Below are 24,109 nucleotides of genomic sequence, written 5' to 3'. Positions count from 1 at the left end.
CAGATCACCGCCTGGGTGGTGGAGCTGGGCCTGCAGCCGTGGCAGTTCCTGCTGGTAGTGAACATCGTGCTGCTGGTGGCCGGTGCCTTCATGGAGCCGTCGGCGATCATCCTGATCCTGGCACCGATCCTGTTCCCGATCGCCATGCAGCTGGGCATCGACCCGATCCACCTGGGCATCATCATGGTGGTGAACATGGAGATCGGCTTGATCACGCCACCGGTGGGGCTGAACCTGTTCGTCACCTCGGCGGTGACGGGGATGCCACTAACAGCAGTGATCCGCGCGGCGATGCCATGGCTGATGCTGCTGCTCAGCTTCCTGATGATCATCACCTACATCCCGGCCGTGTCCATGGCTCTGCCAAATCTGCTTGGCATGTAACGGTTCGACCGAACGCTACTACTTCGGTACCTTGTGTACCTATTACGCCCGGCCTTAGTGCCGGGCTTTTTTTGTTCGAAACAATCTGATGAAAAGTGCTGTAGCTATTTCGCCAACCACGCACACGGGCAAGACTGCACAGAATTGCCGCGCCTGGCGTAAAGTCACCGCCAAGATCGTCAAGGAAACCGATACATGCTCAGACGCAGCCTGAAATCCGTCGTTACCACCTGGCTGACGGGTCTACTCGCGCTACTGCCGCTGGCACTGACCCTGGCATTGCTTGCCTGGATATTCAGCCTGCTTAATCGCCTGGTCGGACCTTCGACCCTGATCGGCCAACTGTTCGCAGCCCTCGGCCAGCCCTTCTCCAGCAATAGTTATCTGGCCTACATGCTGGGCAGTCTGGTGCTGCTGGCCAGCCTCTACCCACTGGGCCTGGCGGTACAACTGGGCTTGCGCCGCCCGCTGTCCTGGCTGATCGACCGCACCCTGCGGCGTACGCCGCTGATCGGCAATTTCTACAACCTGGCTGATCGATTCGTTGGCCTGCTGGACAAGAGCAAGAACCCCGATATCACCACCATGGCGCCGGTCTGGTGCTTCTTCGGCGGCGACGGCGCTGCAGTGCTCGCCCTGCGCCCGAGTTCGGAAAGCGTCGAACTGGAGGGCCGCCCCTACTGCGCCATCCTCATCCCCACCGCACCGATTCCGGTCGGTGGCGGCCTGCTCTACGTACCAGAAGAATGGATACGCCCTGCCGACATGGGCGTCGATCAACTGACCAGCATCTATGTGTCCATGGGGCTCACGCCACCCAGCAGGCGCAACGTCGAGCAATCGCCGCCCGTGGTGATCAAGCCTTAAGTGAGCGGCAGGCTGGTGGTGGACTTGATCTCCGACAGCGCGACGATGGAGTTCACCTCCTGGATCCCCGGCACCAGCGACAGCTTCTCGAAGAAGAAGCGCTCATAAGCCTCGATATCGCGGGTGACGATGCGCAGCATGAAGTCCACTGCGCCCATCAGCACATGGCACTCCAGCACCTCGGGGAACTCGCGCATGGCTTCGGCGAACTCGGTCAGGTTGGAGCGGCCATGGGCGTTGAGTTTGACCTGGGCGAACACCTGCGTATGCAGGCCGATTCGCTTGCGATCGAGCAACGTCACCTGCTTGCGGATCACCCCCTCCTCCTTGAGTCGCTGAATACGGCGCCAGCAAGGTGATTGCGACAGGCCGATGCGCTCGGCGATCTCGGCGGTGGACAGGCCGGCATCTTCCTGCAGCAGGGCAAGAATGCGTTGATCGTAGGCATCCAAGGTGACGGACATAAAAAATCCCGGATATTTGATTATCCAGGCAAGTCTATCCACAAATACCCGATAAACACAGAAAACCAGGCAGAACTTTTGCCCATACAAGGCGGAAACTTAGGCAAAACCTGCCCGAGTTGCCGCCATGCCCGATACCACTCCTTTTCCGTCCGCCGCTAACCGCCGTGATCCTTGGCAGGATCGTCCTGATGCGTGCGTCGAATATCAGTTGCGTACCGATGCCGAAGCCGACGTGATGTGTCGCCTGCTCGGCCTGTTTGCCCAGTTGCAGCTGCTTCCCGAGGCTCTGCACATGGAGCGTCTGCAGGATGACCTGCACATCAGCCTGCGCCTGCCCGGCCTCTCGTTGCACCGGGCCGGCGTATTGGCGCAGAAACTGCGCGGCCTGGTGTGCGTCTGGCAGGTGGATTGGCAGCATCTGGATCACAGCCTGGAGACGGAGGTGGCCTGAAGCGGGCACTCGGTCACGCCAGGTACTTCGCCCTGACGCCGCTTTTCGGGCATCCTAGCTCGGCTAAAAGGTCGTTGAAGTACGACCTGCTACCCTTGTTCAGGCCGACCCGAGGAGCCCGCATGTCCGCCTTCACCGCTACCGCCCCTGACCGTGTACTGGACCTTGGCGACCTGCTGCGCGAGCTGGTGGCCCAGGGCCGAGTCGAGCAGGACGTGGCCGAGCAGTGCCTGGCGATTCGCCGCAGCTCGCTGAACAACGCCCAGCACCCGCTGGAGTTCCTCGCCGCGCAGCAGATCGATGACCTGACGCGTCCAGGCAAGAAGCTGGATCTGGAAACCCTCACCGTCTGGCTGGCCAACTTCGCCGGTCAACCCTACCTGCGCATCGACCCGCTGAAGATCGACGTACCGGCCATCACCCCATTGATGTCCTACGCCTTCGCCCAGCGCCACAAGATTCTCGCCGTGGCGGTTGACAGCGAAAGCGTGACCATCGCCAGCAGCCAGCCGCTGGTGCACAGCTGGGAAGCCAACCTGATCCACGTACTGAAGCGTCCGATCAAGCGCGTGGTGGCCAACCCGGCGGACATCCAGCGCTTCACCACCGAGTTCTACCGCCTGGCCCGCTCGGTCAGCGGCGCCACCGCCACCGACCAGAAGGTCAGCGGCGTCGGCAACTTCGAACAACTGCTCAGCCTCGGCGCCCAGGACCAGGAGCCGGACGCCAACGATGCGCACATCGTCAACATCGTCGACTGGCTGTTCCAGTACGCCTTCCAGCAACGCGCCAGCGATATTCATATCGAGCCGCGCCGCGAACAGGGCACCGTGCGCTTTCGCATCGACGGCGTGCTACACACCGTCTACCAGTTCCCCGCGCAGGTCACCATGGCAGTGGTCAGCCGCCTGAAGAACCTCGGCCGCATGAACATCGCCGAAAAGCGCAAACCGCAGGATGGCCGGGTCAAGACCAAGACCCCGGATGGCAACGAAGTGGAGTTGCGCCTATCTACCCTGCCGACCGCCTTCGGCGAGAAGATGGTGATGCGTATCTTCGACCCGGAAGTGCTGCTGAAAAGCCCGGATCAACTCGGGTTTTCCCCCGAGGACCTGCGCCGCTGGGCCAGCATGACCAGCCAACCCAATGGCATCATTCTGGTCACCGGCCCCACCGGCTCGGGCAAGACCACCACGCTCTACACCACGCTCAAGCAGCTAGCGACCGAAGAGGTGAACGTCTGCACCATCGAAGACCCGATCGAGATGATCGAAGGTGCCTTCAACCAGATGCAGGTGCAGCACAACATCGACCTGAACTTCGCCAGCGGCGTGCGCGCGCTGATGCGTCAGGATCCGGACATCATCATGGTCGGCGAGATCCGCGACCTGGAAACCGCGGAGATGGCCATCCAGGCGGCTCTGACCGGCCACCTGGTGCTGTCCACCCTGCACACCAACGATGCCCCCAGCGCCATCACTCGCCTGCTCGAACTGGGCGTGCCGCACTATCTGCTCAAGGCCACCATCCTCGGCGTCATGGCCCAGCGCCTGGTGCGTACCCTGTGCCCGCACTGCAAGGCGCCCGTGCAACTGGACGAAGACACATGGAACGGTCTGACCCGGCCCTGGAGCTCGCCGCCGCCGAGCCAGGCGCATCACGCCGTCGGCTGCCTGGAATGCCGCGAAACCGGCTACCGGGGTCGCGCCGGCGTCTACGAGATCATGCTGATCAACGATGCCATCAAGCCACTGATCAACGCTGACACCGACCTTACCGCCCTGCGCCGCGCCGCGTTCAAGGACGGCATGCGCAGCCTGCGTCTGTCCGGCGCGCAGAAGGTCGCTGCTGGGCTGACCACCATCGAGGAAGTGCTGCGCGTCACTCCACAGAGCGAGCAACGCTGACGCTCGCGCAATCTCGATAGCGCTCATCGCTTATCTGTGGATGCCAGGCGAACAGGTACTGGCCATCCTTCAGCTGATCCACCAGTACACCAATCACCTCCTGCTGCACCGCCGGACAGCCCAGGCTGCGCCCCATGCGCCCATATTTCTGCGCCCATGTCGGCGCCACGTAATCAGCACCATGGATCACCAGCGCACGGGCACGCGCGTGATCATTGAAGCCGGGCTCCAGACCATCGAGACGCAGCGAATGCCCATGCCGCCCCCTGTAGCTTTCAGCGCCACAAAACAGACCGAGGCTGGACCGATTACTACCAGGCTGATTGGAGAAATGCTCGGCAAACAATTCACCAGACTGGCGACCATGGGCAACGAATTCACGCTGCAGCAGACGCCCGCGCGTCAGATCGAAAACCCATAGACGCCGCTCCAGCGAAGAGCGCGAGTAATCGATCACCGCTAACCGCCTGCCTTCACTCGCGCCTTCGCGCTCGGCGCACCGCAGCGCTTGTAGTGCTCCTTGCAACGCACGCTGCTCCAACTGCGGCGCAGCAAGGTGCAGGGCATTCAGCAGCTCACCGGCCACAGTGCCCTGTCCAGCCAGCAACAGAGCGGTAAGCAAAAACGCCATCAGTGAACGCGTAAACATGCCCTGGCTCCCACGGATGGCCTGGCATCTGCCCACCTTGCGAAGGGGTCGGCGGCAGAGCCCGGACGACTGTGCTTAGATTGATTGATCTGGCAATGGAGTCTATGCGATGCACACCGAAGGGCGATCAGCGAACAGTCTGAGTATGGGTAGCCGCGCCTTCCCATGATCACCTACCTGCAACATCTGTCGTTCTGGGACTGGCTGGCCCTGGCCACCCTGCTGCTGATTCTCGAGGTGTTCGGCGCCGGAGGCTACTTGCTATGGATCGGCCTGGTGGCCGTCGCGGTCGGTGCACTGACTTATCTGTTCCCGGAGCTACCCTGGGTTTGGCAATTTCTGCTGTTCGGCGCACTGGCAATACTCTCGGCATTGCTCTGGTGGCGTCATCAGCAACGAATGCGCAAGCTCAGCAACTGATCGGCCTGGCAACCGGCCATCGCCTGTAAGGAACCACCAGCGGCTTGCGCGACTCCTAGGAGAGGAGCCACCCCTAAGGAGTTTCATCATGCGTGTAACGAGCCGTGCCGCACTGGCGTTCAGTGCCTTTCTGATCGCCCAGACCGCAGCAGCCGATGGCATGCTGCGCGACATTCTTTCGTCGGGCGCAACCACCGCCTCGACCTACCTGACCTTCAAGGATCGCAAGCTGGTCGCCGCGGCCGAAGAGGACGCGAGCAGCTTCGTCGCTAGTAACGGCGAAATCCGCGGCCCGCACCTGGAAGCCGCGATGCAGCAACTGCGCAGCGCCAACCCGCAGTTGCAGGAAGCCGACGACATGGCGCTGGCCAGCGCCATTCTCGCGACTTCGGCAGCACCAGCTGACACCCCACGCTGAGCCATCCCGGTCGCGCATAAAAAATGCCCGCATCCATAGGGTGCGGGCATTTTTGATTGGCTTTCGGGACTCAAGCCTTGGCAAGCCTCCCGAAAACTCTCGCCTTACATCAGCGGCAGGGTGTAGCTGACGATCAGGCGGTTCTGATCAGCGTCAGACTGGCTAGGAGCGTTACCACGCAGCACGCCGTAACGCCAGCCCAGGCCCAGACCCTTGAGAGTGCCATCCTGGAATACATAATCCAGAGCGATATCACGCTCCCACTCTTTGGCATCGCTACCAGAGGTCTTGATGTTGGTACCTTTGAGGTAGGCTACAGAAGCCTTCAAGCCCGGAGCGCCAAGAGTGGCGAAATCATAGCTGTACTGGCCGAAGGTAGTGCGCTCACCGGCACGGGTAAAGCTGTTCACCAAACGGTCAGTCAGCAGATACACGCTGGCGCCAGAAGAGCCTTCGATACCACCCTGGTTCAGCTGGACGAAGTTGCTGTCTTCAGATACACGCTGGTGGCCGAGCATTACAGCGTGGCTACCCAGGCTGTAAGTGAAGGCGGCGCTCCAGGTGTTGTTGTCGATCTTGCCATCACCATTGCGGGTGTAACCACCGACCGAGTAACCCGCTTCCTTGCCATTTTTGCCATCGGAAGTGGTACGGAAGTAACGCAGGTCAGTTTTCAGGCTACCGTCGCCCAGCGCCAGGTTATGGCCCAGACCAGCGAAATGCTGTTTGTAATAGTCTTCCAGGTTGGCGTAGTAGTACTGCGCAGTCAGATCCTTGTTGATCTTCCAGTCACCGCCAGCAAAGTAGAACTTGTTGGAGGCTTCGCTACCGCCAGCGACGGACAGACCGGTGCTGTTGCTCGACGCACGGCTAACGGCGTGTTCGATCTGGCCAGCGGTCAGCGTCAGGTTGTCGATCTCGTTGGAGGTAATCATGCCACCTTCGAACATCTGCGGCAGCAGACGACCGTCGTTGGAAACCAGGATCGGCAGTTTCGGCATCAGGGTACCGATACGACCCTCAGTCTTGGAGATGCGAACCTTGGCGGTCGCGCCAGCCTTGCTGAAGTCATCAACGGCGCTGCCATCGCTTTCCAGCGGGAACAGCTGGCCCGGAGTACGGTCACGGCCGGTTTTGGTAGCACGACCGCCGCCGTCCAGACGCACGCCCAGCATGCCAACGGCATCGAGACCGAAGCCCACGGTACCTTCGGTGAAGCCGGAGGTGTAGTTGAGAATGAAGCCCTGGCCCCACTCACTGGCCTCACCATTGTTGTTGGTGGTGTTAACGGTGTTCTGGTCGAAGTAGAAATTGCGCATAGTCAGGCTGGCCTTGCTGTCACCGATGAAATCGGCGAAAGCGACTTGGCTCAGGCCCAGGGTGCTGGCGGCTACGGCCAGTGCCAGGGAGGTCTTTCTCATTATGTTTCTCTCCAGTGTGTTTAAGGTGACGCATCGTCCGGCGCAGACTTCGGCACGAAGAGGCAGGCCGGAACGAATAGGGCACACGCACCCATGAGCCATGGGTACGGCAAAACCGGGCTCGAATGGGCGCATGAAAAATTCAGGAAGAACGAAACAACGGCGAACGCAGCGGGACGGCCGGAATGAGGCGGGCAGAGTGGCGCATGGTGAGTGCTCTCGTCGTTGTTATTGTGCGCCGACATTCTAGCCGGCATCTTTCGGGGCCTATGCAGATAGCGCGCCAGCTTAGCAAAGTCGGCGCACAAGGCTTCTAGAACAGTAGGTTACATTTTTTCGACAAGTCGGTGGCTAACCGATGACAGCACATGATCGGCAATTTTCCGCCCATGAGAACCAGGTCTCAGGCGGAAAATCGCCAACCATTATCCTAGTACGATCTGATTCTTGCCTTGGCGCTTGGCCGTGTACATCGCCGCATCGGCACGAGCGTAGAGCGCATCGAGGCTGACATCAGTGGCCAGCAGGCTGGTCAGGCCCTGACTGACTGTAATGCCGAAGTGCTGACCTTCATGCTGGAAACCGAGGCGTTGCACCTCACGCTGCAGGCGTTCAGCCACCTGCAATGCCACATCCTGCTCACAGCCGGGGAACAGCGCCGCGAACTCCTCACCACCGATACGCCCGAACAGATCGCCGCGCCTCAAAGCGTTGCTGCCGCACTGCGCCAGGCGCCGCAACACCTCATCGCCAATCTGGTGGCCGTACTGGTCATTGATCTTCTTGAAGTCATCGAGATCGAGCAGCAGGAAAGCCAACGGGCTGCTGAACTTGCGCGCGTGCTCGAACTCACGGCGAGCGCATTCAAAGAAGTGCCGCCGGTTGCTGCTCTGGGTCAGTACATCGGTGGTTGCCAGGCGATGTAACTCGCCCTCCAGGCGCTTCTTCTCGGTGATGTCTTCGGCAATACCGACGATCACATGCCCCTGCTCGGTGCCCAGCCGGGGACTGACGAAACATTTGTCGCTGAGCCAGCGCAATTGGCCATCGGCGCGAATGATGCGGTACTCACGCGACTCCACCGCGCCAGTTTCCAATACCTTGGCCAGGCTTTCAGCGGCGTAGTCGATATCGTCGGGATAGATGCTGTTGCGCCACTCGCCATAGTCGGCCAACAGTAGCGCGGCAGAACGGCCAAAGATTCGCTCATAAGCAGGACTGACATAAATCATCCGCTGCTCGCTCCAGTCGAAGGCCCAGAGCACAGCATTGACGCTGCCAAGCAAGCTACTGAACAGCTGCTCGCGAACACCCAGACGCTCTACTTCGGCACGGCTGTGCAGTAGAGCCAAGGTCAGTTCTTCCAACTCGGAAACAGCCTTGCCTTGATCGTCCATTACAGCGGCCATCCGTCCTTCGCCTCGCATTGAAATTGAGCATAGTGCGAGCCGTTGGACAAACACAAAGGCCCGCCAGTTCGGCGGGCCTTTGCTTGTAACGAGCGGCGGTCAGGCAGTCGCGCTGGACGGTCGCAACGAGTAGGTCTTGAGCTGCTCGGCGAATTCACGTAGCGACTGGATGCCGCTGGCCTCGGCCTCGTGGACCCACTGCTTCATGGCTTCGAGCATGTCGTGGCCGTTGCTGCTGGTCTTGACCCAGATCTGCTGCAGCGCCAGACGCTTCTCGTAGATCACCTTGAGTGCCTGACTCTGTGCCAGCAAGTCAGCAATGCGTGCATGATGCTGCTCTTCCAGCAGGCTCGGCTCACGCGACAGCAGGCGCTTGGCACGGCGGAAAAGGTGACGAACGGACTCGTCAGCCTTGGCCACTTCCTGCTTCACCAGCGGCGCGATCACCAGCTTGCGGTACTGCGCCATGATCTGGAAGCGGTTGTTGAGGATGGCCATGGCAGTGTCCATGTCGAGATGGCCCTTGCCTTCCACGCGGTGGGCAATCGGCGCGACACGCTGCACCTGAGCCAGACCGAAGAAGCTGAACAGCTTGATCCAGGCCCAGCCCATGTCGAACTCCCACTTCTTCACCGACAGCTTGGCGCTGTTGGGGTAGGTGTGGTGGTTGTTGTGCAGCTCCTCACCGCCAATCAGGATGCCCCATGGCACCAGGTTGGTGGCGGCGTCGCGGCACTCGAAGTTGCGATAGCCAACAGCATGACCAAGACCGTTGATGACACCTGCGGCCCATACCGGAATCCACATCATCTGGATCGCCCAGACAGTCATGCCGAGTACGCCGAACAACGCCAGGTCGATGATCGCCATCAACGTCACGCCGCCAATCGGATAGCGGCTGTATACATTGCGCTCGATCCAGTCATCCGGGCAGTTCTTGCCGTAGATACACAGCGTTTCCTGGTTCTTCGCCTCTTCCTGATAGAGTTCGGCACCTTTGCGCAGCACGGTGCTCAGACCCTTGATGACCGGGCTGTGCGGGTCATCGACGGTTTCACACTTGGCGTGGTGCTTGCGGTGAATCGCGGTCCACTCGCGGGTGTTCTGACCCGTGGTCAACCACAGCCAGAAACGGAAGAAATGCTTGAGCGCGGGGTGCAGTTCCAGTGCACGGTGCGCAGAGTAGCGGTGCAGATAGACAGTCACGCTGACGATGGTCACGTGTGTCATCAGCAAGGTCGCAGCCACCAGCTGCCAGACCGACAGGTCGAGTAAACCGTTGTACCACATGGGCGCTGTTGCCTCTTGAAGGGGGAACGCGGCTTGTCCTGCAAGGACGAACCTGCTCACATTATCCCTGACCCATGCCAGAAAACCAGTTGGTCTTTTAGATGAGAATGTTTCAGCAGTGAAGCATCTATACTGGCCAGCATTTACAAGGGAGCGCTGCCGCTTGCCCATGCGTATCGACATCGCCGCCTTGCGCCTGACCCTGGGCTACCTGCTGCTCGCCGCTCTATGGATCCTTCTCAGCGATCATCTGTTGACCGCCCTGGGCCTGTCCGTGGCGCAACAGGAGCACTTGCAGTCCCTCAAGGGCCTGTTCTTCGTCGTGCTCACCAGTTCGCTGCTTTACCTGGTGCTGCACCGCCATGCCCTGCAGTACCGCCGCGCACGCCTGGAACTGGCCGGTAACGAGGAACGCCTGCGCCTGGCGCTGGATGCCACGCGCGACGGCCTGTGGGACTGGGACGTGACGAGACGCCGAGTGTTCTTCTCCGAGGGCTACGCCAGGCTTCTCGGCCTCACTCCGCAAACCCTGGGCAATACCCGCGAAGACTGGGCCGCGCGCCTGCATCCGGATGACGCTGAGCGCGCGCTGCATGCACTCAACGCCGAGTTGAGCGAACAGTCCTACGAGAACCTCTACCGCCTGCGCCATGCCGACGGCAGCTATCGCTGGATTCACTCGCGCGGCCGCCTGCTGCGAGACGAAAACGGCCAACCACAGCGCTTCATCGGCATCGCCAGCGACATTACCCAACAACGCGCCATCGACGACAGCCTGCGCCAGGCCGCAGCGGTGTTCGATGCCACCCAGGAGGGTGTGCTGGTTACCGATGCCGAGCAGCGGATCGTTCACGTCAACCCTGCCTTCAGCCGCATCACTGGCTACAGCAACGAGGAAATCCTCGGCCAGCACCCCAGCCTGCTCAAGTCCGGCCGTCATGACTCCGCCTTCTACCAGAGCCTGTGGCATGCCCTGCAGAACCGTGGCGCCTGGAGCGGTGAGGTGTGGAACCGACGCAAGAGCGGCGAAATCTACCCGCAGTGGCAATGCATACGCGTCATCCACGACGAGCAGGGGCGCGTCAGCCATTACGTGGCGGTGTTCTCCGACATCACTGCGCTCAAGCGTTCGCAGCGTGAGCTGGATTACCTGGCCCACCACGACCCGCTGAGCAACCTGCCCAACCGCCTGCTGTTCACCGAGCGCGTCGCCCATGCACTGGAACGCAGCAAGATCGAGGAATTGCGCGGCGCAGTGCTGCTGATCGACCTGGACCATTTCAAGCACATCAACGAGAGCCTCGGCCACAACGTCGGTGACCTGCTGCTCAAGGGCGTCGGCGAACGCCTGCAGCAGAATTTGCCCAGTGGCTGCACGCTGGCCCGGCTGGGCGGCGACGAGTTCGGCCTGCTCAGCGAAAATTGCACCGACGCAGCTCAGGCAGCCGAGCTTGCACAACGCCTGCTGCGCAGCCTGGAAACGTTCTTTCGCCTCGACGGTCACGAGCTCTACATTGGCGCCAGCATCGGCATCAGCCTGTTCCCCGAAGATGCCGATAGCGTCGAGCAGATCCTGCGTAACGCCGACTCGGCGCTGTTCAAGGCCAAGAGCAGCGGCCGCGAAGGCTATGCCTTCTATGTGCAGGAGTTGACCGACTACGCCCGCCAACGCGTGGAACTGGCCAGCAGCCTGCGCCATGCCCTGGATAATGACGAGCTGCGCGTTTACTACCAGCCGCTGCATGATCTGCGTGACGGTAGCCAGGTGGGCATGGAGGCACTGGTGCGCTGGCAACATCCGCAACGCGGGCTGATTGCTCCCGGCGAATTCATCCCGATTGCCGAGGACAACGGCATGATCGGCGCCATCGATACCTGGGTACTGGAACAGGCCTGCCGCCAGATGGTGCGCTGGAACACCGAAGGTTGTGCGCTGAGTTTCGTCGCGGTGAACGTCTCCAGCCGTCTGTTCAGCCGCGGTGAACTCGATATGAAAGTGGCGCAGGTACTGGCAGAAACAGGTCTGCCGCCCGAGCAACTGGAGCTGGAAGTCACCGAGAGCGCCATCATGGAAGACCCGGATGCAGCGCAGAAACTGCTCATCAGCCTGCGCGCCCTGGGCTTGCGCCTGGCCATCGACGACTTCGGCACGGGCTACAGCTCACTGGCGCGCCTCAAGCGCCTGCCGGTGGACAAGCTCAAGCTCGACCAGAGTTTCGTGCGTGGCCTGCCTGACGACCCGGAAGATGCCGCCATCGCCCGCGCGGTAATCGCTCTGGGCAAGAGCCTGGGCCTCAAAGTCCTCGCCGAGGGTATCGAACAGCCCGCTCAAGCCGACTTCCTGCGCGAGCTAGGCTGCAACTACGGCCAGGGCTACCACTTTGGCCGTCCGCAACCTGTAGCAACCAGAACCGTCGACGCCACTACGCTGATCGAAGCGAAGAAAAGCTAGTCCAGCACCAGGAGCTGAACATGCGCGTGCTGATTCTCGAAGACGATCTCTGGATCGCCGATCTGCTCAAGCAGATCGTACTTAGCCTGCGCCCCGGGGCCCGAGTCGACTGCCAGGTACGCGTGGCAGATGCCATATCGGCCTGGCAACGCGAACCTGCTCAACTGGTGATCGCCGACTGGAACCTGCCGGACGGCAGCGGCACTCTGCTGTTGCAGACGATACGCAGCCAGGACCGTGACGTGGCGCTGGTGATGATCACCGCGCGCGCCGACCGCAGCAGCGTACTCGAGGTGCGTGCCCTGGGCATCAACGCCTTTATCAGCAAACCCTTCCAGGTACCCAAGGTGCTGGATTGCCTGCGCCGCCTGTTACCCGAAGATGATGAGCCTCGCGTGGCGGCAGACAACGACGAGGATTTTCTTCACCATCTCTGTGCCTTGCCCGATGAGGAGATCGATCTGCCCCTGTGCGACGAACTCTTTCAGCAACTGCGCGATACGGCGGCAGCACCCAGCACCCTGGAGCAACTCGGCGAAACCTGGCAGCAGGATCCAGCCGTACAGGCGCGACTGATCGCTGCAGCTAACAGCAGTCTTTACAACAACACCGGCAAGCCTTGCGTCAGCCTGCCCGATGCCGTGCAGCGACTGGGTGCGGCCACCGCGCTGAATCTGATTCAGGGCCTGGCGCTACGCCCGGTAGCCAGCCTGCAGGACGCTGATCTGAGAACACTGGGGCAGGACCTCATGCAGACGCAGCTGGACCTGCTAAATAGGGTCGGTGTTCTGGCCAAGGCCTGTCAGCTGGACCCTACCCCCCTGCACAGCGCCGCCCTGCTGCAACGCATGGGAGAGCTGGCCGTGCTGCAGCAGGCGCAGATCTGGCGCAACCAGGGTCTGCCGTTGAGCGAGGAACAGCTGCAACAAGCCCTGCGCCAGTACAGCGGTGAACTGGCCAACCGCCTCAAGGCAGACTGGCGCTTGCCCATTGGGCTGCGTGAACTGATCGGCGCCTGTTACGGCCTGACGCCAGGCACCTCCCGCCGCGAACCTATTCTCATGCGTCTGGCCAGCCTCGAACTGCAGAGCATCAACGGTCAGGAAGTACAACGCCTGCGCCGCCTGGCCGGGCTGAGCTGAGGCACGACGAATGAGTAAACCGAGGCCGGGTCATCGCTGGTTCGCCCCATTCAACGCCAGCCGCCGGGATGCGGGCCACCGGGACGCCGGCCGCTGGATAGTCATCGGCGGCAGCCTGTGCCTGGCATTGTTCTTCGCCTTTCTCGGGCGCCAGGCGCTGAACGAGCGCGAAGCCCTCTGGCAACTTCAGATCAGCAAGCAGGCAGACATTCAGCGCATGGCCCTTAACAGCACCCAGCATGGGCTGCAGGAACGCGCCCAGCTGCTGGTGGAAACCATCGCTGCCGATGCCTGGGTAACCGAGCTGGTGCGCCAGGCTCACGCCCTGCCAGTGAACGATCTGGAAAACCTGGCCAGCATCCGCAGCCAGCTCTACACCCGCCTGGCACCGCGCTGGCGCAAGTTGCAGGCACGCCAGCCGTTTCGCCTCTACGTGCACCTGGCGCCAGACGTGAAGGTGCTGTTGCGGGTACACGACCCCGAGCATTTCGGCGACCTGCAGATCGGTTGGCGCCCGATGGTGCTGGAGGCACTGCGCAGCGCCAGCAGCCAGGCCGGCCTGGGGCTGACCCGCGGCAGCATCGGCATGCGCGCCATCGCCCCGCTGCTGGCCGAGGGCAACAACGGTCCCCAGCAGGTCGGCGCCATCGAAGTGGCCCTGGGCGTGCTCGACGATCTCGCCCAGCTGGACCAGGAATTCGACAGTGGCGTTGCTCTGCTGCTGCGCGAGGATCTGCTGCTGGACTCGGGCAGCGGCGAAGAACTACGCGGACTGACCAGCGACAGACAGCGCTGGCGACTGATGGACCATTCGCGGCCCCAGATCCTGGCCTGGCAACAGCAACAGCGACTGCCTCCCCCTGATGAGGGCGATAGCGTACGCCTGCTGGACGACGGTGAACGCCATTATCTGGTCAATCAGATGGCACTGAGCAGCTACCGGCAACGTCACGACCCCAGCGCAGAGCCACTGGCGGTTGCACTGATCTGGCACGACGTCAGCGATCAGTTCAATCTGCACCGCAGCGACAAGCGCTGGCTGGTGATCAAATGGCTGCTCGCCTGGTGCGGCGCCGAGGCCCTGCTGCTGGTTCTGTTACGCACTACCCAACGCAGCACGCAGCGCCTGATGCAGCGCCAGCAGGCGGCGCTACGCGCGCTCAACGAGATCGCTGCGCTGCCCAACCTGACCCGCACCGAGCAACTGCGCCAGGCGCTGCGCCTGGGCGCCGAGCATTTCGGCATGCCACTGGGCATCATCAGCCGTATCGAAGGGGAGCAGTATCAGGTGCTGGTACAGGTATCTCCCGACGACGCTCTCAGCGACGGCCAATTGTTCGAGCTGGGCGACACGTACTGTAGCCTGGCTTTGCAGCAGAACGATGTACTGGCCATTGCCCATATGGCCGACTCGCCGCACAGGCGCCACCCTTGTTATCGCCAGTTCGCCCTGGAAAGCTATATCGGCACCGTCGTGCGCGTGGGCGGCAAACCATTCGGCACCCTGGCCTTCGCCAACCCCGAGCGACGCAGGCAGCCATTCGATGATGCCGACCGCGAATTCCTCGGTTTGTTCGCCCGCTGGGTCGGCGCCATTCTGGAACGCCAGCAGCAGGAGCGCGCCGTGCGCGCGGCACGCGCCTATCTGCAAGCGGTGCTGGACTCGGCCACCGGTGTGTCGATCATCGCCACCGATGCCAGCGGCACCATCAGCCTGTTCAATTCCGGTGCCGAACGCCTGCTCGGCTACAGCGCCGAGGAGATGATCGGCCACCAGACCCTGGCGATGTTTCATCTCGCGGACGAAATCCAGACTCGCGCCGCCGAGCTGAGCGAGGTCGCCGGTTACCCGCTGGAGGGCTTCGAAGTTTTCGTGCACAACGCCCGTGGCGGCGACCCGGAAACCCGCCAGTGGACCTATCGCCACAAGGACGGCAGCCTGCGCCAGGTCAACCTCACTGTCAGCGCCATGTTCGACGAGAATTGCCAGATCACCGGCTTTCTCGGCATCGCCAGCGATATCAGCGAGTTGCAACAGGCCACCCGCGCCTTGCAGAAGAGCGAGAGCCGCTTCCGCGGCCTGGTGGCCAACCTACCTGGCGTGGTGTATCGCTGCGCCAACGACGCCGACTGGAGCATGCGCTACGTCAGCGATGAAATTGCCAACCTCAGCGGCTACCCGGCCAGCGACTTCATCGACAACCAGGTACGCAGCTTTTCCAGCATCGTGCATCCCGATGACCTCCCTATCACCTACCGCGCCGGCGAGGCCATCGAGCGCCAGGAAATATTCGAACTGACTTACCGCCTGCGCCATGCCGATGGTCATAACGTCTGGGTGCGCGAGAAGGGGCGCGGCGAGTACGACAGCCACGGCAAGCTCCTGTGGATCGATGGCTTCATCTGGGACGTCAGCGAGCGCCAGGCCATGGAAGACGAACTGCGCCTGAGCCAGCGGCGTTTTCTCAATGCCTTCAATACTGCGCCACAGGGCATGGCTCTGGTCGGCCCGGACGGCCGCTGGCTGGAGGTCAACGACGAGCTATGCCGCATGCTCGGCTACAGCCGCGAGCAATTGCAGGCCTGTACCAACCAACAGGTCACCCATCCAGACGATGTCGATGCTGATCGGCAAAGCGTCGCCGATCTGCTGGCAGGGCGGGTCAACACCTACCAGATCGAGAAGCGCTACCTCGACAGACTGGGGCGCACGCTCTGGGTACTGCTCAGCGTGTCACTGGTGCGTGATGGTGACGGGCTACCCGTGCACTTCGTGCTGCAGATCCAGGACTTCAGCGACCGCGTCGCCGCCGAGCGTGCGGTGCGAGAGCGCGAGCATTACCTCAGTACCTTGCTCGATAACGTGGTCGACGCCATCGTCACCATCGATGAACAGGGCCGTATCGAAACCTTCAACCATGCGGCCGAAGCGATATTCGGCTATCGGCAGAGCGAAGTGGCCGGGCGCAACGTCAGCATGCTGATGTCCGAACCCTACCGCGATGCCCATGATGGCTATATCCAACGCTACCTGCGCACCGGCGAAGCCTGGGTAGTGGGCCAGGCCCGCGAGCTGGAGGGCCTGCGCCAGAGTGGCGAGCGCTTCGCCATGGAGCTGGCGGTGTCGCAGATCAGCCACCAGGGGCAGCGCCGCTTCATCGCGGTAATCCGCGACATCGCCGAGCGCAAGCGTACCGAACAGATGAAGAACGAATTCGTCTCCACCGTCAGCCACGAGCTGCGCACCCCGCTCACCGCCATCGCCGGTTCGCTCGGCCTGATAAATGGCGGCGCCCTTGGCGCCGTACCGGAGAGCATGCGCCAGATGCTGAGCATCGCCCACAGCAACAGCCAGCGCCTCAGCGCCCTGATCAATGACCTGCTGGACATGGACAAACTGGTGGCCGGCAAGATGCATTTCGACCTGCAGGCACGCGCACTGCAGCCACTGCTGGAACAGGCGCTGCTGCACAACCAACCCTATGCCGAGCAGCACCAGGTGGCGTTGCGTCTGCAAGTCGAGGGTGACGCCCAGGTACGGGTCGACGCTCAGCGCCTGGCCCAGGTGATGGCCAATCTGCTGTCCAACGCCGCCAAGTTCTCGCCAGCGGGTGCCCGCGTCGAGGTGCGTCTGCAGCATTGCGGCGAGGTCCTGCGCGTCAGCGTGTCGGACAGCGGGCCCGGCATACCGGAAGCCTTCAAAACGCGCATCTTCAGCAAGTTCTCCCAGGCCGACTCCGGTGACACCCGGCAGCAAGGCGGCACCGGGCTCGGGCTGGCCATCTGCAAGGAAATCATCGAACGCATGGGCGGCCATATCGGCTTCGACTCGCCACCAGGCCAAGGTGCTACCTTCTGGTTCGAACTACCGATCACAGGGAGCGCGTCATGAGCCAAGCCCCGATCCCCGCCAACGAGCAGGAACGCCTGGACGCCCTGCACGCCCTTGAACTGCTAGACAGCCCGGCCGAAGCGATGTTCGACCACATCACCGCGCTGGCTGCTCAGATCTGCGGCACCCCAATCGCCCTGATCTCGCTGATCGATGCCCAGCGCCAGTGGTTCAAGAGCCGGGTCGGCCTGGATGTCGAGCAGACTGCGCGCGAGCTGGCCTTCTGTGCCCATGCGGTGGCCGCCGACGCGCCACTGGAAGTGGACAATGCCTTGGATGACGCCCGTTTTCGCGACAACCCGCTGGTCACTTCCGACCCGCATATCCGCTTCTATGCCGGCGTGCCGCTGCACGACGCCCGGGGCCTGGCGCTCGGCACCCTGTGCGTGATCGACCGCCAGCCGCGCCACCTCGACAGCCACCAGCGTGCTCAGCTGCAGCACCTGGCACACCTGACCTGGGAGTTGTTCGAGCTGCGCCTGCAGGCGCGCCGCCAGGCCGAACAGAGCGCCATGCACCAGGCCATGCTGGACAATGCCGGCAGCGCAGTGCTGGTGCTTGACCCACAGGGCCGAGTGCTGCGCAGCAACCATGAAGCGCAGCAACTGCTGGGCTATTCGCCTGGCGATCTGGAGGACCGGTACCTGCCGCAGCTACTGCTCGAGCCAGGCCAGTACGAGCGCCTGTGCACTGCCTGCAGCAGCGGGCCGCAGAGCACCGAGGGGCAGATGCGCGCACGCAGCGGACAGCACCTGCCGGTGCGCCTGAATCTCTCGCCGATCCGCGCCGAAGGCCAGCAGCTTCAGGGCTACCTGCTGGTGGCCAACGATCTCAGCCAGCGCGAAGAAGCGCGCCAACGCCTGCAGCGCATCGCCGCACAGCTGCCGGGCATGGTCTACCAGTATCTGCTGCGCGCCGATGGCAGCAGTTGCTTCCCCTATGCCAGCGCCGGTATCCGCGACGTTTATGGCTGCACGCCAGAAGAAGTCAGCGAGGATGCCGGCCCACTCCTCGCCCGCCTGCATCCGGACGACGCACCACAGGTGCACGCCGCCATCGCCCGTTCAGCCGCGAGCCTGAGCACCTGGCATCAGGAATACCGCGTCCTGCATCCGCTACACGGTCCGCTCTGGGTCGAGGGGCGTGCTGCACCGCAGCGCCTGCCTGGCGGCGAAACGCTCTGGCACGGATTCATCAGCGATATCAGCGAACGCAAGCGCAGCGAGCAACTGCAGAACGAGTTCGTCTCCACCGTCAGCCATGAGCTGCGCACGCCGCTGACCGCCATCGCAGGCTCGCTCGGCCTGATCAACGGTGGCGCCCTGGGCGCGGTGCCGGAGCAGATGCAGCAGATGCTGGAAATCGCCCAGAGCAACAGCCAGCGTCTGCGCAAGCTGATCGACGACCTGCTGGACATCGACAAGCTGGTCGCCGGCAAGATGCGCTTCGATCTGCAGCCGCTGGCCCTGCGCCCGTTGCTGGAGCAGGCGCTGCACAACAACCAGCCCTATGCCGAGCATCATGGGGTGCGACTTCTGCTGCTGCCGGGCATCGGTTGCCAGGTAACCGCCGACGCCCAGCGCCTGGAACAGGTGCTGGCCAACCTGCTGGCCAATGCCGCCAAGTTTTCCGCCGCCGGACAGAGCGTGGAGCTGGCAGCGGTGCCCGGGGACGGCTGGGTACGCATCAGCGTGCGTGACCAGGGCCAGGGCATCGCGCCGGACTTCAAGCCGCGCATCTTCAGCAAGTTTGCCCAGGCCGATGCTGGTGACACCCGCCGCCAGGGCGGCACAGGCCTGGGCCTGGCGATCAGCAAGGAGATCATCGAACACATGGGTGGACGTATCGGCTTCGACTCCGTGGAGGGGCAAGGCAGCACCTTCTGGCTGGACCTGCCGCAGGTCGGGGTACAGTCATGAACGACAACATCACGCTGCGCCTGCAACTGCTCGGGCAACTGTTCAGCCGCAACAATCTGCTGGCCTGGGGCGTGCTGGCGCTGGCGCTCGGTACCACGCTGCTGGCCTGGGACGGCTTGCGCCAGAGCCAGAGCGCGTCCGCCACACGCCAACTCGAGCTCCTTGCCGACGAAATCAGCGCGGCTATCGTCCAACGCATGCATGACCAGGAAAGCATCCTGCTCGGCGCCGCCGCCCTGCTCGATGCCAGCGAAGCGGTCAGTCGCGACGACTGGCGCACCTATGCGCGTCGCCTGAACCTGGAGGAACGCTACCCGGGCATCCAGGGCCTGGGGTTCAGCCAGGTGCTGCCCGCCGAACAGCTGCACACCTTCGAAACCGAGATGCGTGCCGAAGGCTACCCCAACTTCCGCGTGCGCCCGCTTGGCGAGCGTACGCTGTACAGCGCCATTCGCTACATCGAGCCTTTCGCCGGACGTAATCTGGTCGCCTTCGGCTTCGACATGCTATCCGAGCCCGTGCGTCAGGCCGCCATGCTGAGCGCTGCACGCAGCGGCCAGAGCCGTCTGTCCGGCCGTGTCACACTGGTGCAGGAAACCCACGGCAAGGTCCAACCGGGTTTGTTGCTGTACACCCCGGTGTACCGGCACGGCCAACCGCTGGACACCCCCGAGCAGCGCCTCGCCGCGCTACGCGGCTTTGCCTACAGCCCCTACCGCGCGCACGACCTGATGCACGGCATCCTCGGTGCGCGCCAACGCGAGCTGGAGTTCGAGCTCTATGCCGGCCCCGATACGGGTGCTGCCGACCTGCTTTACAGCAGCAGCGGCAACGCCCTCGATAGAGCTGCCGACACCCAGCGAGAGCTGGAACTGTTCGGCCAGCGCTGGTACCTGAACTTTCACTACGCCCCGGGTTTTCTCGACGGTGTCCATCGCGGCGAGGGCTCACTGCTCGCCCTGGGGGTCTGCATCAGCCTGCTGCTGTTCTTCCTGATCAGCAGCCTGAGCCTGCGCCGCGAGCAGGTACAGCAGCTGGCCGAGCGCATCACCGAACAGCTGCACCGCAGCGAAGAGCGCCTGGCGCTGGCGCTCAAGGGCGGGAATGACGGTTGGTGGGATATCGAGGTCAAAGCCGGCAGCTTCTTCGCCTCGGCCCACGGCTGGCAGATGCTCGGCTATCCGGAGCAGGGCCCGCCCGGCTTTGCCGATGACCCCTGGGCCTGGGAAAACCTGGTACACCCGGACGATCTGCCCGCAACGCGCGCCCGTCTGAAACAGGCACTATCCACAGGCGCCAGCAACTTCACCATCGACTGTCGTCTGCTGCGTGTCGACGGCAGCGAACTGCCGGTGCTGCTGCGCGGCTACATCCAGCGCGACGCCAACGGCTACCCGCAGCGCATCACCGGCACCACCATGGACCAGAGTGAGGCCAAGCGCATCGAGCGCCTCAAGAGCGAGTTCGTCTCCACCGTCAGCCACGAGCTGCGCACCCCGCTTACCGCCATCGCCGGCTCGCTGGGCCTGATCAATGGCGGCGCACTGGGCACGGTACCGGAAAGCATGCGCACCATGCTGGGCATCGCCCAGGCCAACAGCCAGCGCCTCAGTCACCTGATCAACGATCTGCTGGACATGGACAAACTGGAGGCAGGCAAGATGCAGTTCGACCTGCAACCCTGCGCGCTTGCCGCCCAGCTCCAGGAGGCACTGGACAGCAACCAGGCCTACGCCGACCGCCACCAGGTCAAGTTGCGTCTGCTCGACTGCGTAGCGGCCCGCGTACGGGTCGATGCCATGCGTCTGCAGCAGGTACTGGCCAACTTCATCTCCAACGCCGTGAAGTACTCGCCGCCCGGCGCCGAAGTATGCCTGCGCGCCGAAGGTCGTGGCGCTCGCGTGCGCGTCGAGGTCAGCGACCAGGGCCCAGGCATCGCCGCCGAATTTCGCCAGCGCATCTTCAGCAAGTTCTCCCAGGCCGACGCCAGCGACAGCCGCAGCAAGGGCGGCACCGGCCTGGGCCTGGCGATCAGCAAGGAGTTGATCGAACGCATGGGCGGGCAGATCGGCTTCGACTCGGTAGAGGGCCAGGGCGCCTGCTTCTGGTTCGAGCTGCCCACGCTGGCCGAAGCCGCCCTGCCCGCGGCCAGCGACGGCCGGCGCAGCCTGCTGGTGGTCGAGGACGAACCGGACATCGCCAACCTGCTGCGCCAGTTGCTGGAAAATGCCGGTTATCGCGTGCGTCTGGCTCACAGCCTGGGCGAAGCACGCGCCCGTCTGCGTGAGGAAATACCCGCCGCCATCAGCCTCGATCTGCGTCTGCCGGACGGCGACGGCATGCAACTGGTACAAGAACTGCGCGCCGACGCGCGCTATCGCGAGCTGCCGATTCTGGTGGTATCGGCCGCCTGTGAAGAAGGCCGCCTGGCGCTCGACGGGGTGCCCGCGCTGGACTGGCTGAGCAAGCCGATCGACCCGCAGCGCCTGCTCGCCAGCCTTGCTCAGGCCTTGCAGAACCTGCCGCAGAGCCCACGCGTGTTACACGTGGAAGACGATCACGATCTGCGTCTGGTAGTCGCCGAACAGGGCCGCGAGCTGGCCGAGTTCATTCCCGCCGACAGCCTCGCCGAAGCGCGTCGCCTGCTCGCCGAGCAGCCTTTCGACCTGGTTCTGCTCGATCTCGGTCTGCCTGACGGCAACGGCCTGGAGCTGCTCGACGAACTGCAGAACCAGCAGCCAGGGCTACCGGTGGCCGTGCTCTCGGCCAGCGAGATGGATGGCCATGAGTTCGCCGGGGTGAGCGCGGCGCTGGCCAAATCGCGCAATGATGGGCAACACTTCCTGAACATGCTCAACCGCTTGTTACCCGCCAAGGAGACCCGCAATGACTGAGCTCAAGCGCATCCTTCACGTCGAGGACGACCCCTCGATCCAGGCCGTGGCCAAGGTCGCTCTGGAAGCCGTCGGCGGCTTCCAGGTGCTGAGCTGCGCCAGCGGCCAGGAAGCGCTCGATCAGGTGCAAGGCTTCGCGCCCGACTTCATCCTGCTCGACGTGATGATGCCTGGCATGGACGGCCCGCAAACGCTGGAGAGGCTGCGCCAACTGGTGGATATCGGTGAGGTGCCGGTAGCCTTCATGACGGCCAAGGTCCAACCCGGCGAGGTGGCCCATTACCGCAGCCTGGGCGCGCTCGACGTGATCGTGAAACCCTTCGATCCCATGCAGCTCGCCGCCCAGATCCGACAGATCTGGAGCCAACGCCATGGATAAACACGACGGCAACGCCATCCCTCAGACCCTGCAAGAGCGTCTGCAGCAGCTCGGCCAGCAATTCGCCGAACGCCTTCGCCAGGAGCTTCCGCAACTGACGCAGCAGGGCGAGCAATTGCTCGAGGCCGACGACGAGCAGCGCAGGCACCTGTTGCAGGCGCTACGCAACCAGCTGCATCGCCTGGCCGGCAGCGCCGGCACGTTCGGTTTCGACCAGCTCGGCCAGCAAGCCCGGGAGCTGGAGCAACAGGCCGAGCGCTGGCTGGAACACCGGCAACGCCTGCAGCACGAACTCGGCGAATTCATCGCGGCGCTGCAACGCCTGGGCAACCAGACCTCCAGCAGCGAGGCACCCGGCGCAGCGCAGCAGCAGATACCACAGGCGCTACGCGGAGAAACCGAGTCCCGGCTCATCTACATCCTCGAGGATGAAATAGCCGTAGGCGAAAACATGCGCCTGACCCTGAACAACTTCGGCTATCAGGCCGAACACTTCAATTCCATCGCCAGTCTCGATGCTGCTCTGGAGCAGCAGATACCGGACGCGCTGATCGTCGACGTCAATCTGGCCAGCGAAGACTGCAGCGGCCTGGACTATGCCGCAGGCCTGCAGCAGCGCCTGGAGGTGCCACTGCCGCTGCTGGTGCTGACTCACCAGGATGACTTCGCCACCCAGTTGCAGGCGGTGCGGGCCGGTGCATTGGGTTTCTTCGCCAAGCCGGTGGACATTCCACAGCTGGAAAGCCGCCTGGAACGCTGCTTCGCCCAGCAGAGCGGCGAGCCCTACCGAGTGCTGATCGTCGACGACGACCGCGATCTGGCCAGCCGCTACAGCCTGGTGCTGCGCGACGCCGGCATGCTGGTGGAAATCCTTCAGGACCCGGCGCAGATCTTCGAGCACCTGCGCGACTTCAATCCCGAAGTGGTGCTGCTCGACGTCAACATGCCGGACTGCACCGGCCCTGAGCTGGCGCAGATCATCCGCTGCAACGACGACTGGCTGCGCATCCCGATCATCTACCTGTCGGCGGAAACCGATATCGGCAAGCAGATGAACGCGCTGATCAAGGCCGGCGATGACTTCGTCACCAAACCGATTTCCGACAACGCCCTGGTCGCCACCGTGTTCTCCCGCGCTCAGCGCGCACGCCTGCTGTCCAACGCCCTAGCGCGCGACAGTCTCACCGGCCTGCTCAAGCATGGCGATATCAAGGAGCAGGTGGCCATCGAACTGGAACGCACGCTACGCAGTGGCGACCGCGCCAGCGTGGTGATGCTGGATATCGATCACTTCAAGCGGGTCAACGACGAACATGGTCACGCCGCCGGCGACAACGTCATCCGCGCCCTGGCCAATCTGCTGCGCCAGCGCCTGCGTCGAGTCGACAGCCTGGGGCGCTATGGCGGCGAGGAATTTCTCGCGGTACTGCCGGACTGCAACCCGCAGCAGGCCAAGCAGATCGTCGATGAGATTCGCGAGCGCTTCGCCGAGCTACGCTTCATCGCCGATGGCGGCGAATTCTCCTGCACCCTCAGTGCCGGTATCGCCGGCACCGATGTGCACAGCGAAGCGGAACAGCTGCGTGAGCGCGCGGACAAGGCGCTATACGCCGCCAAGCACAGCGGGCGCAATCAGGTGCAAATCGCCGCGGTGGAAGAGCATCGCGGCTGAAGCCGCTCCCACAAAAGACGAGGCGATTGCAGGAGCGGCTTCAGTCGCGATAAGAAACAAAGGCCATAAGGTGGAT

The 24,109-nt window shown here is 63.1% G+C and carries 17 protein-coding genes and 1 pseudogene; 13 read left to right on the top strand and 5 right to left on the bottom strand.

Annotated features, from left to right (window positions below; translation table 11 throughout):
- Nucleotides 1–384: pseudogene (gene dctM, locus EGJ86_RS19110) on the top strand (C4-dicarboxylate TRAP transporter large permease protein DctM); the annotation flags it as partial.
- 195 nt (nt 385–579) lie between these two features.
- Nucleotides 580–1,251 carry a DUF502 domain-containing protein gene (locus EGJ86_RS19105; RefSeq protein WP_125836212.1) on the top strand — a complete coding sequence of 224 codons (672 nt, stop codon included), beginning with the start codon at nt 580–582 and terminating at the stop codon, nt 1,249–1,251.
- Here EGJ86_RS19105 and EGJ86_RS19100 read toward each other — a convergent pair.
- Nucleotides 1,248–1,715: an Lrp/AsnC family transcriptional regulator gene (locus EGJ86_RS19100; protein ID WP_125836211.1), complete on the bottom strand. Its 468-nt coding sequence runs from the start codon at nt 1,713–1,715 to the stop codon at nt 1,248–1,250. The genes EGJ86_RS19105 and EGJ86_RS19100 overlap by 4 nt on opposite strands.
- A 127-nt stretch (nt 1,716–1,842) precedes the next feature.
- Between EGJ86_RS19100 and EGJ86_RS19095 the strand changes: the two genes are divergently transcribed.
- Both EGJ86_RS19095 and EGJ86_RS19090 read left to right on the top strand, forming a co-directional pair.
- Nucleotides 1,843–2,169 (top strand): hypothetical protein, encoded by a 327-nt coding sequence (locus tag EGJ86_RS19095; RefSeq protein WP_024309964.1) that lies wholly within the window; start codon nt 1,843–1,845, stop codon nt 2,167–2,169.
- 122 nt (nt 2,170–2,291) lie between these two features.
- A complete protein-coding gene (locus EGJ86_RS19090; protein WP_125836210.1) occupies nt 2,292–4,076 on the top strand; it encodes a GspE/PulE family protein in 1,785 nt (594 codons plus the stop codon).
- Here the strand turns inward: EGJ86_RS19090 and EGJ86_RS19085 are convergent.
- The gene (locus EGJ86_RS19085; RefSeq protein WP_125836209.1) at nt 4,051–4,725 is read right to left on the bottom strand and encodes a murein L,D-transpeptidase catalytic domain family protein; all 675 of its coding nucleotides are present in this window, start codon (nt 4,723–4,725) and stop codon (nt 4,051–4,053) included. The genes EGJ86_RS19090 and EGJ86_RS19085 overlap by 26 nt on opposite strands.
- A 165-nt stretch (nt 4,726–4,890) precedes the next feature.
- Here EGJ86_RS19085 and EGJ86_RS19080 point away from each other — a divergent pair, with 165 nt between their 5' ends.
- Both EGJ86_RS19080 and EGJ86_RS19075 read left to right on the top strand, forming a co-directional pair.
- Nucleotides 4,891–5,145, top strand: coding sequence for an NfeD family protein (locus EGJ86_RS19080; RefSeq protein ID WP_106735196.1), 255 nt, complete (start codon nt 4,891–4,893; stop codon nt 5,143–5,145).
- Between the two features lie 88 nt (nt 5,146–5,233).
- Complete coding sequence (locus EGJ86_RS19075) at nt 5,234–5,563, top strand: DUF2388 domain-containing protein (protein ID WP_106735195.1); 330 nt, start codon at nt 5,234–5,236, stop codon at nt 5,561–5,563.
- 104 nt (nt 5,564–5,667) lie between these two features.
- Here EGJ86_RS19075 and EGJ86_RS19070 read toward each other — a convergent pair whose 3' ends face one another.
- The 3 genes from EGJ86_RS19070 to desA form a co-directional block, all read right to left on the bottom strand.
- Nucleotides 5,668–6,984 carry an OprD family porin gene (locus EGJ86_RS19070; protein ID WP_125836208.1) on the bottom strand — a complete coding sequence of 439 codons (1,317 nt, stop codon included), beginning with the start codon at nt 6,982–6,984 and terminating at the stop codon, nt 5,668–5,670.
- Between the two features lie 425 nt (nt 6,985–7,409).
- Nucleotides 7,410–8,381: a sensor domain-containing diguanylate cyclase gene (locus EGJ86_RS19065; protein WP_125836216.1), complete on the bottom strand. Its 972-nt coding sequence runs from the start codon at nt 8,379–8,381 to the stop codon at nt 7,410–7,412.
- A gap of 111 nt (nt 8,382–8,492) precedes the next feature.
- Complete coding sequence (gene desA / locus EGJ86_RS19060; protein WP_125836207.1) at nt 8,493–9,683, bottom strand: delta-9 fatty acid desaturase DesA; 1,191 nt, start codon at nt 9,681–9,683, stop codon at nt 8,493–8,495.
- Between the two features lie 169 nt (nt 9,684–9,852).
- Between desA and dibA the strand changes: the two genes are divergently transcribed.
- The 7 genes from dibA to EGJ86_RS19025 are packed head-to-tail and all read left to right on the top strand — an operon-like array spanning nt 9,853 to nt 24,033.
- Nucleotides 9,853–12,135 carry a phosphodiesterase DibA gene (gene dibA / locus EGJ86_RS19055; RefSeq protein ID WP_125836215.1) on the top strand — a complete coding sequence of 761 codons (2,283 nt, stop codon included), beginning with the start codon at nt 9,853–9,855 and terminating at the stop codon, nt 12,133–12,135.
- 20 nt (nt 12,136–12,155) lie between these two features.
- Entirely contained in the window at nt 12,156–13,277 is a 1,122-nt protein-coding gene (locus tag EGJ86_RS19050; protein WP_125836206.1) for an HDOD domain-containing protein, read from the top strand.
- A 10-nt stretch (nt 13,278–13,287) separates the two neighbouring features.
- Entirely contained in the window at nt 13,288–17,169 is a 3,882-nt protein-coding gene (locus EGJ86_RS25495; protein ID WP_125836205.1) for a PAS domain S-box protein, read from the top strand.
- The gene (locus EGJ86_RS19040; protein ID WP_125836204.1) at nt 17,166–19,088 is read left to right on the top strand and encodes an ATP-binding protein; all 1,923 of its coding nucleotides are present in this window, start codon (nt 17,166–17,168) and stop codon (nt 19,086–19,088) included. Before EGJ86_RS25495 ends, EGJ86_RS19040 begins: the two co-directional genes overlap by 4 nt.
- Nucleotides 19,085–21,982, top strand: coding sequence for a CHASE domain-containing protein (locus EGJ86_RS19035; RefSeq protein WP_125836203.1), 2,898 nt, complete (start codon nt 19,085–19,087; stop codon nt 21,980–21,982). The genes EGJ86_RS19040 and EGJ86_RS19035 overlap by 4 nt, the downstream gene beginning before the upstream one ends.
- The gene (locus tag EGJ86_RS19030; protein ID WP_125836202.1) at nt 21,975–22,361 is read left to right on the top strand and encodes a response regulator; all 387 of its coding nucleotides are present in this window, start codon (nt 21,975–21,977) and stop codon (nt 22,359–22,361) included. Before EGJ86_RS19035 ends, EGJ86_RS19030 begins: the two co-directional genes overlap by 8 nt.
- Nucleotides 22,354–24,033 (top strand): diguanylate cyclase, encoded by a 1,680-nt coding sequence (locus EGJ86_RS19025; RefSeq protein ID WP_125836201.1) that lies wholly within the window; start codon nt 22,354–22,356, stop codon nt 24,031–24,033. Before EGJ86_RS19030 ends, EGJ86_RS19025 begins: the two co-directional genes overlap by 8 nt.
- The last annotated feature ends 76 nt before the right edge of the window (nt 24,034–24,109 follow it).

The organism is Pseudomonas sp. o96-267, from assembly GCF_003935465.1.
Taxonomy (GTDB): domain Bacteria; phylum Pseudomonadota; class Gammaproteobacteria; order Pseudomonadales; family Pseudomonadaceae; genus Aquipseudomonas; species Aquipseudomonas sediminis.
This window is presented reverse-complemented; position numbering and strand designations above follow the sequence as displayed.

What these genes read in the sequence shown, in the direction of transcription:
- EGJ86_RS19105 (WP_125836212.1), top strand. Translation starts at nt 580, where the DNA reads ATGCTCAGACGCAGCCTGAAATCCGTCGTTACCACCTGGCTGACGGGT.
- EGJ86_RS19100 (WP_125836211.1), bottom strand. Translation starts at nt 1,715, where the DNA reads ATGTCCGTCACCTTGGATGCCTACGATCAACGCATTCTTGCCCTGCTG.
- EGJ86_RS19095 (WP_024309964.1), top strand. Translation starts at nt 1,843, where the DNA reads ATGCCCGATACCACTCCTTTTCCGTCCGCCGCTAACCGCCGTGATCCT.
- EGJ86_RS19090 (WP_125836210.1), top strand. Translation starts at nt 2,292, where the DNA reads ATGTCCGCCTTCACCGCTACCGCCCCTGACCGTGTACTGGACCTTGGC.
- EGJ86_RS19085 (WP_125836209.1), bottom strand. Translation starts at nt 4,725, where the DNA reads ATGTTTACGCGTTCACTGATGGCGTTTTTGCTTACCGCTCTGTTGCTG.
- EGJ86_RS19080 (WP_106735196.1), top strand. Translation starts at nt 4,891, where the DNA reads ATGATCACCTACCTGCAACATCTGTCGTTCTGGGACTGGCTGGCCCTG.
- EGJ86_RS19075 (WP_106735195.1), top strand. Translation starts at nt 5,234, where the DNA reads ATGCGTGTAACGAGCCGTGCCGCACTGGCGTTCAGTGCCTTTCTGATC.
- EGJ86_RS19070 (WP_125836208.1), bottom strand. Translation starts at nt 6,984, where the DNA reads ATGAGAAAGACCTCCCTGGCACTGGCCGTAGCCGCCAGCACCCTGGGC.
- EGJ86_RS19065 (WP_125836216.1), bottom strand. Translation starts at nt 8,381, where the DNA reads ATGGACGATCAAGGCAAGGCTGTTTCCGAGTTGGAAGAACTGACCTTG.
- desA (WP_125836207.1), bottom strand. Translation starts at nt 9,683, where the DNA reads ATGTGGTACAACGGTTTACTCGACCTGTCGGTCTGGCAGCTGGTGGCT.
- dibA (WP_125836215.1), top strand. Translation starts at nt 9,853, where the DNA reads ATGCGTATCGACATCGCCGCCTTGCGCCTGACCCTGGGCTACCTGCTG.
- EGJ86_RS19050 (WP_125836206.1), top strand. Translation starts at nt 12,156, where the DNA reads ATGCGCGTGCTGATTCTCGAAGACGATCTCTGGATCGCCGATCTGCTC.
- EGJ86_RS25495 (WP_125836205.1), top strand. Translation starts at nt 13,288, where the DNA reads ATGAGTAAACCGAGGCCGGGTCATCGCTGGTTCGCCCCATTCAACGCC.
- EGJ86_RS19040 (WP_125836204.1), top strand. Translation starts at nt 17,166, where the DNA reads ATGAGCCAAGCCCCGATCCCCGCCAACGAGCAGGAACGCCTGGACGCC.
- EGJ86_RS19035 (WP_125836203.1), top strand. Translation starts at nt 19,085, where the DNA reads ATGAACGACAACATCACGCTGCGCCTGCAACTGCTCGGGCAACTGTTC.
- EGJ86_RS19030 (WP_125836202.1), top strand. Translation starts at nt 21,975, where the DNA reads ATGACTGAGCTCAAGCGCATCCTTCACGTCGAGGACGACCCCTCGATC.
- EGJ86_RS19025 (WP_125836201.1), top strand. Translation starts at nt 22,354, where the DNA reads ATGGATAAACACGACGGCAACGCCATCCCTCAGACCCTGCAAGAGCGT.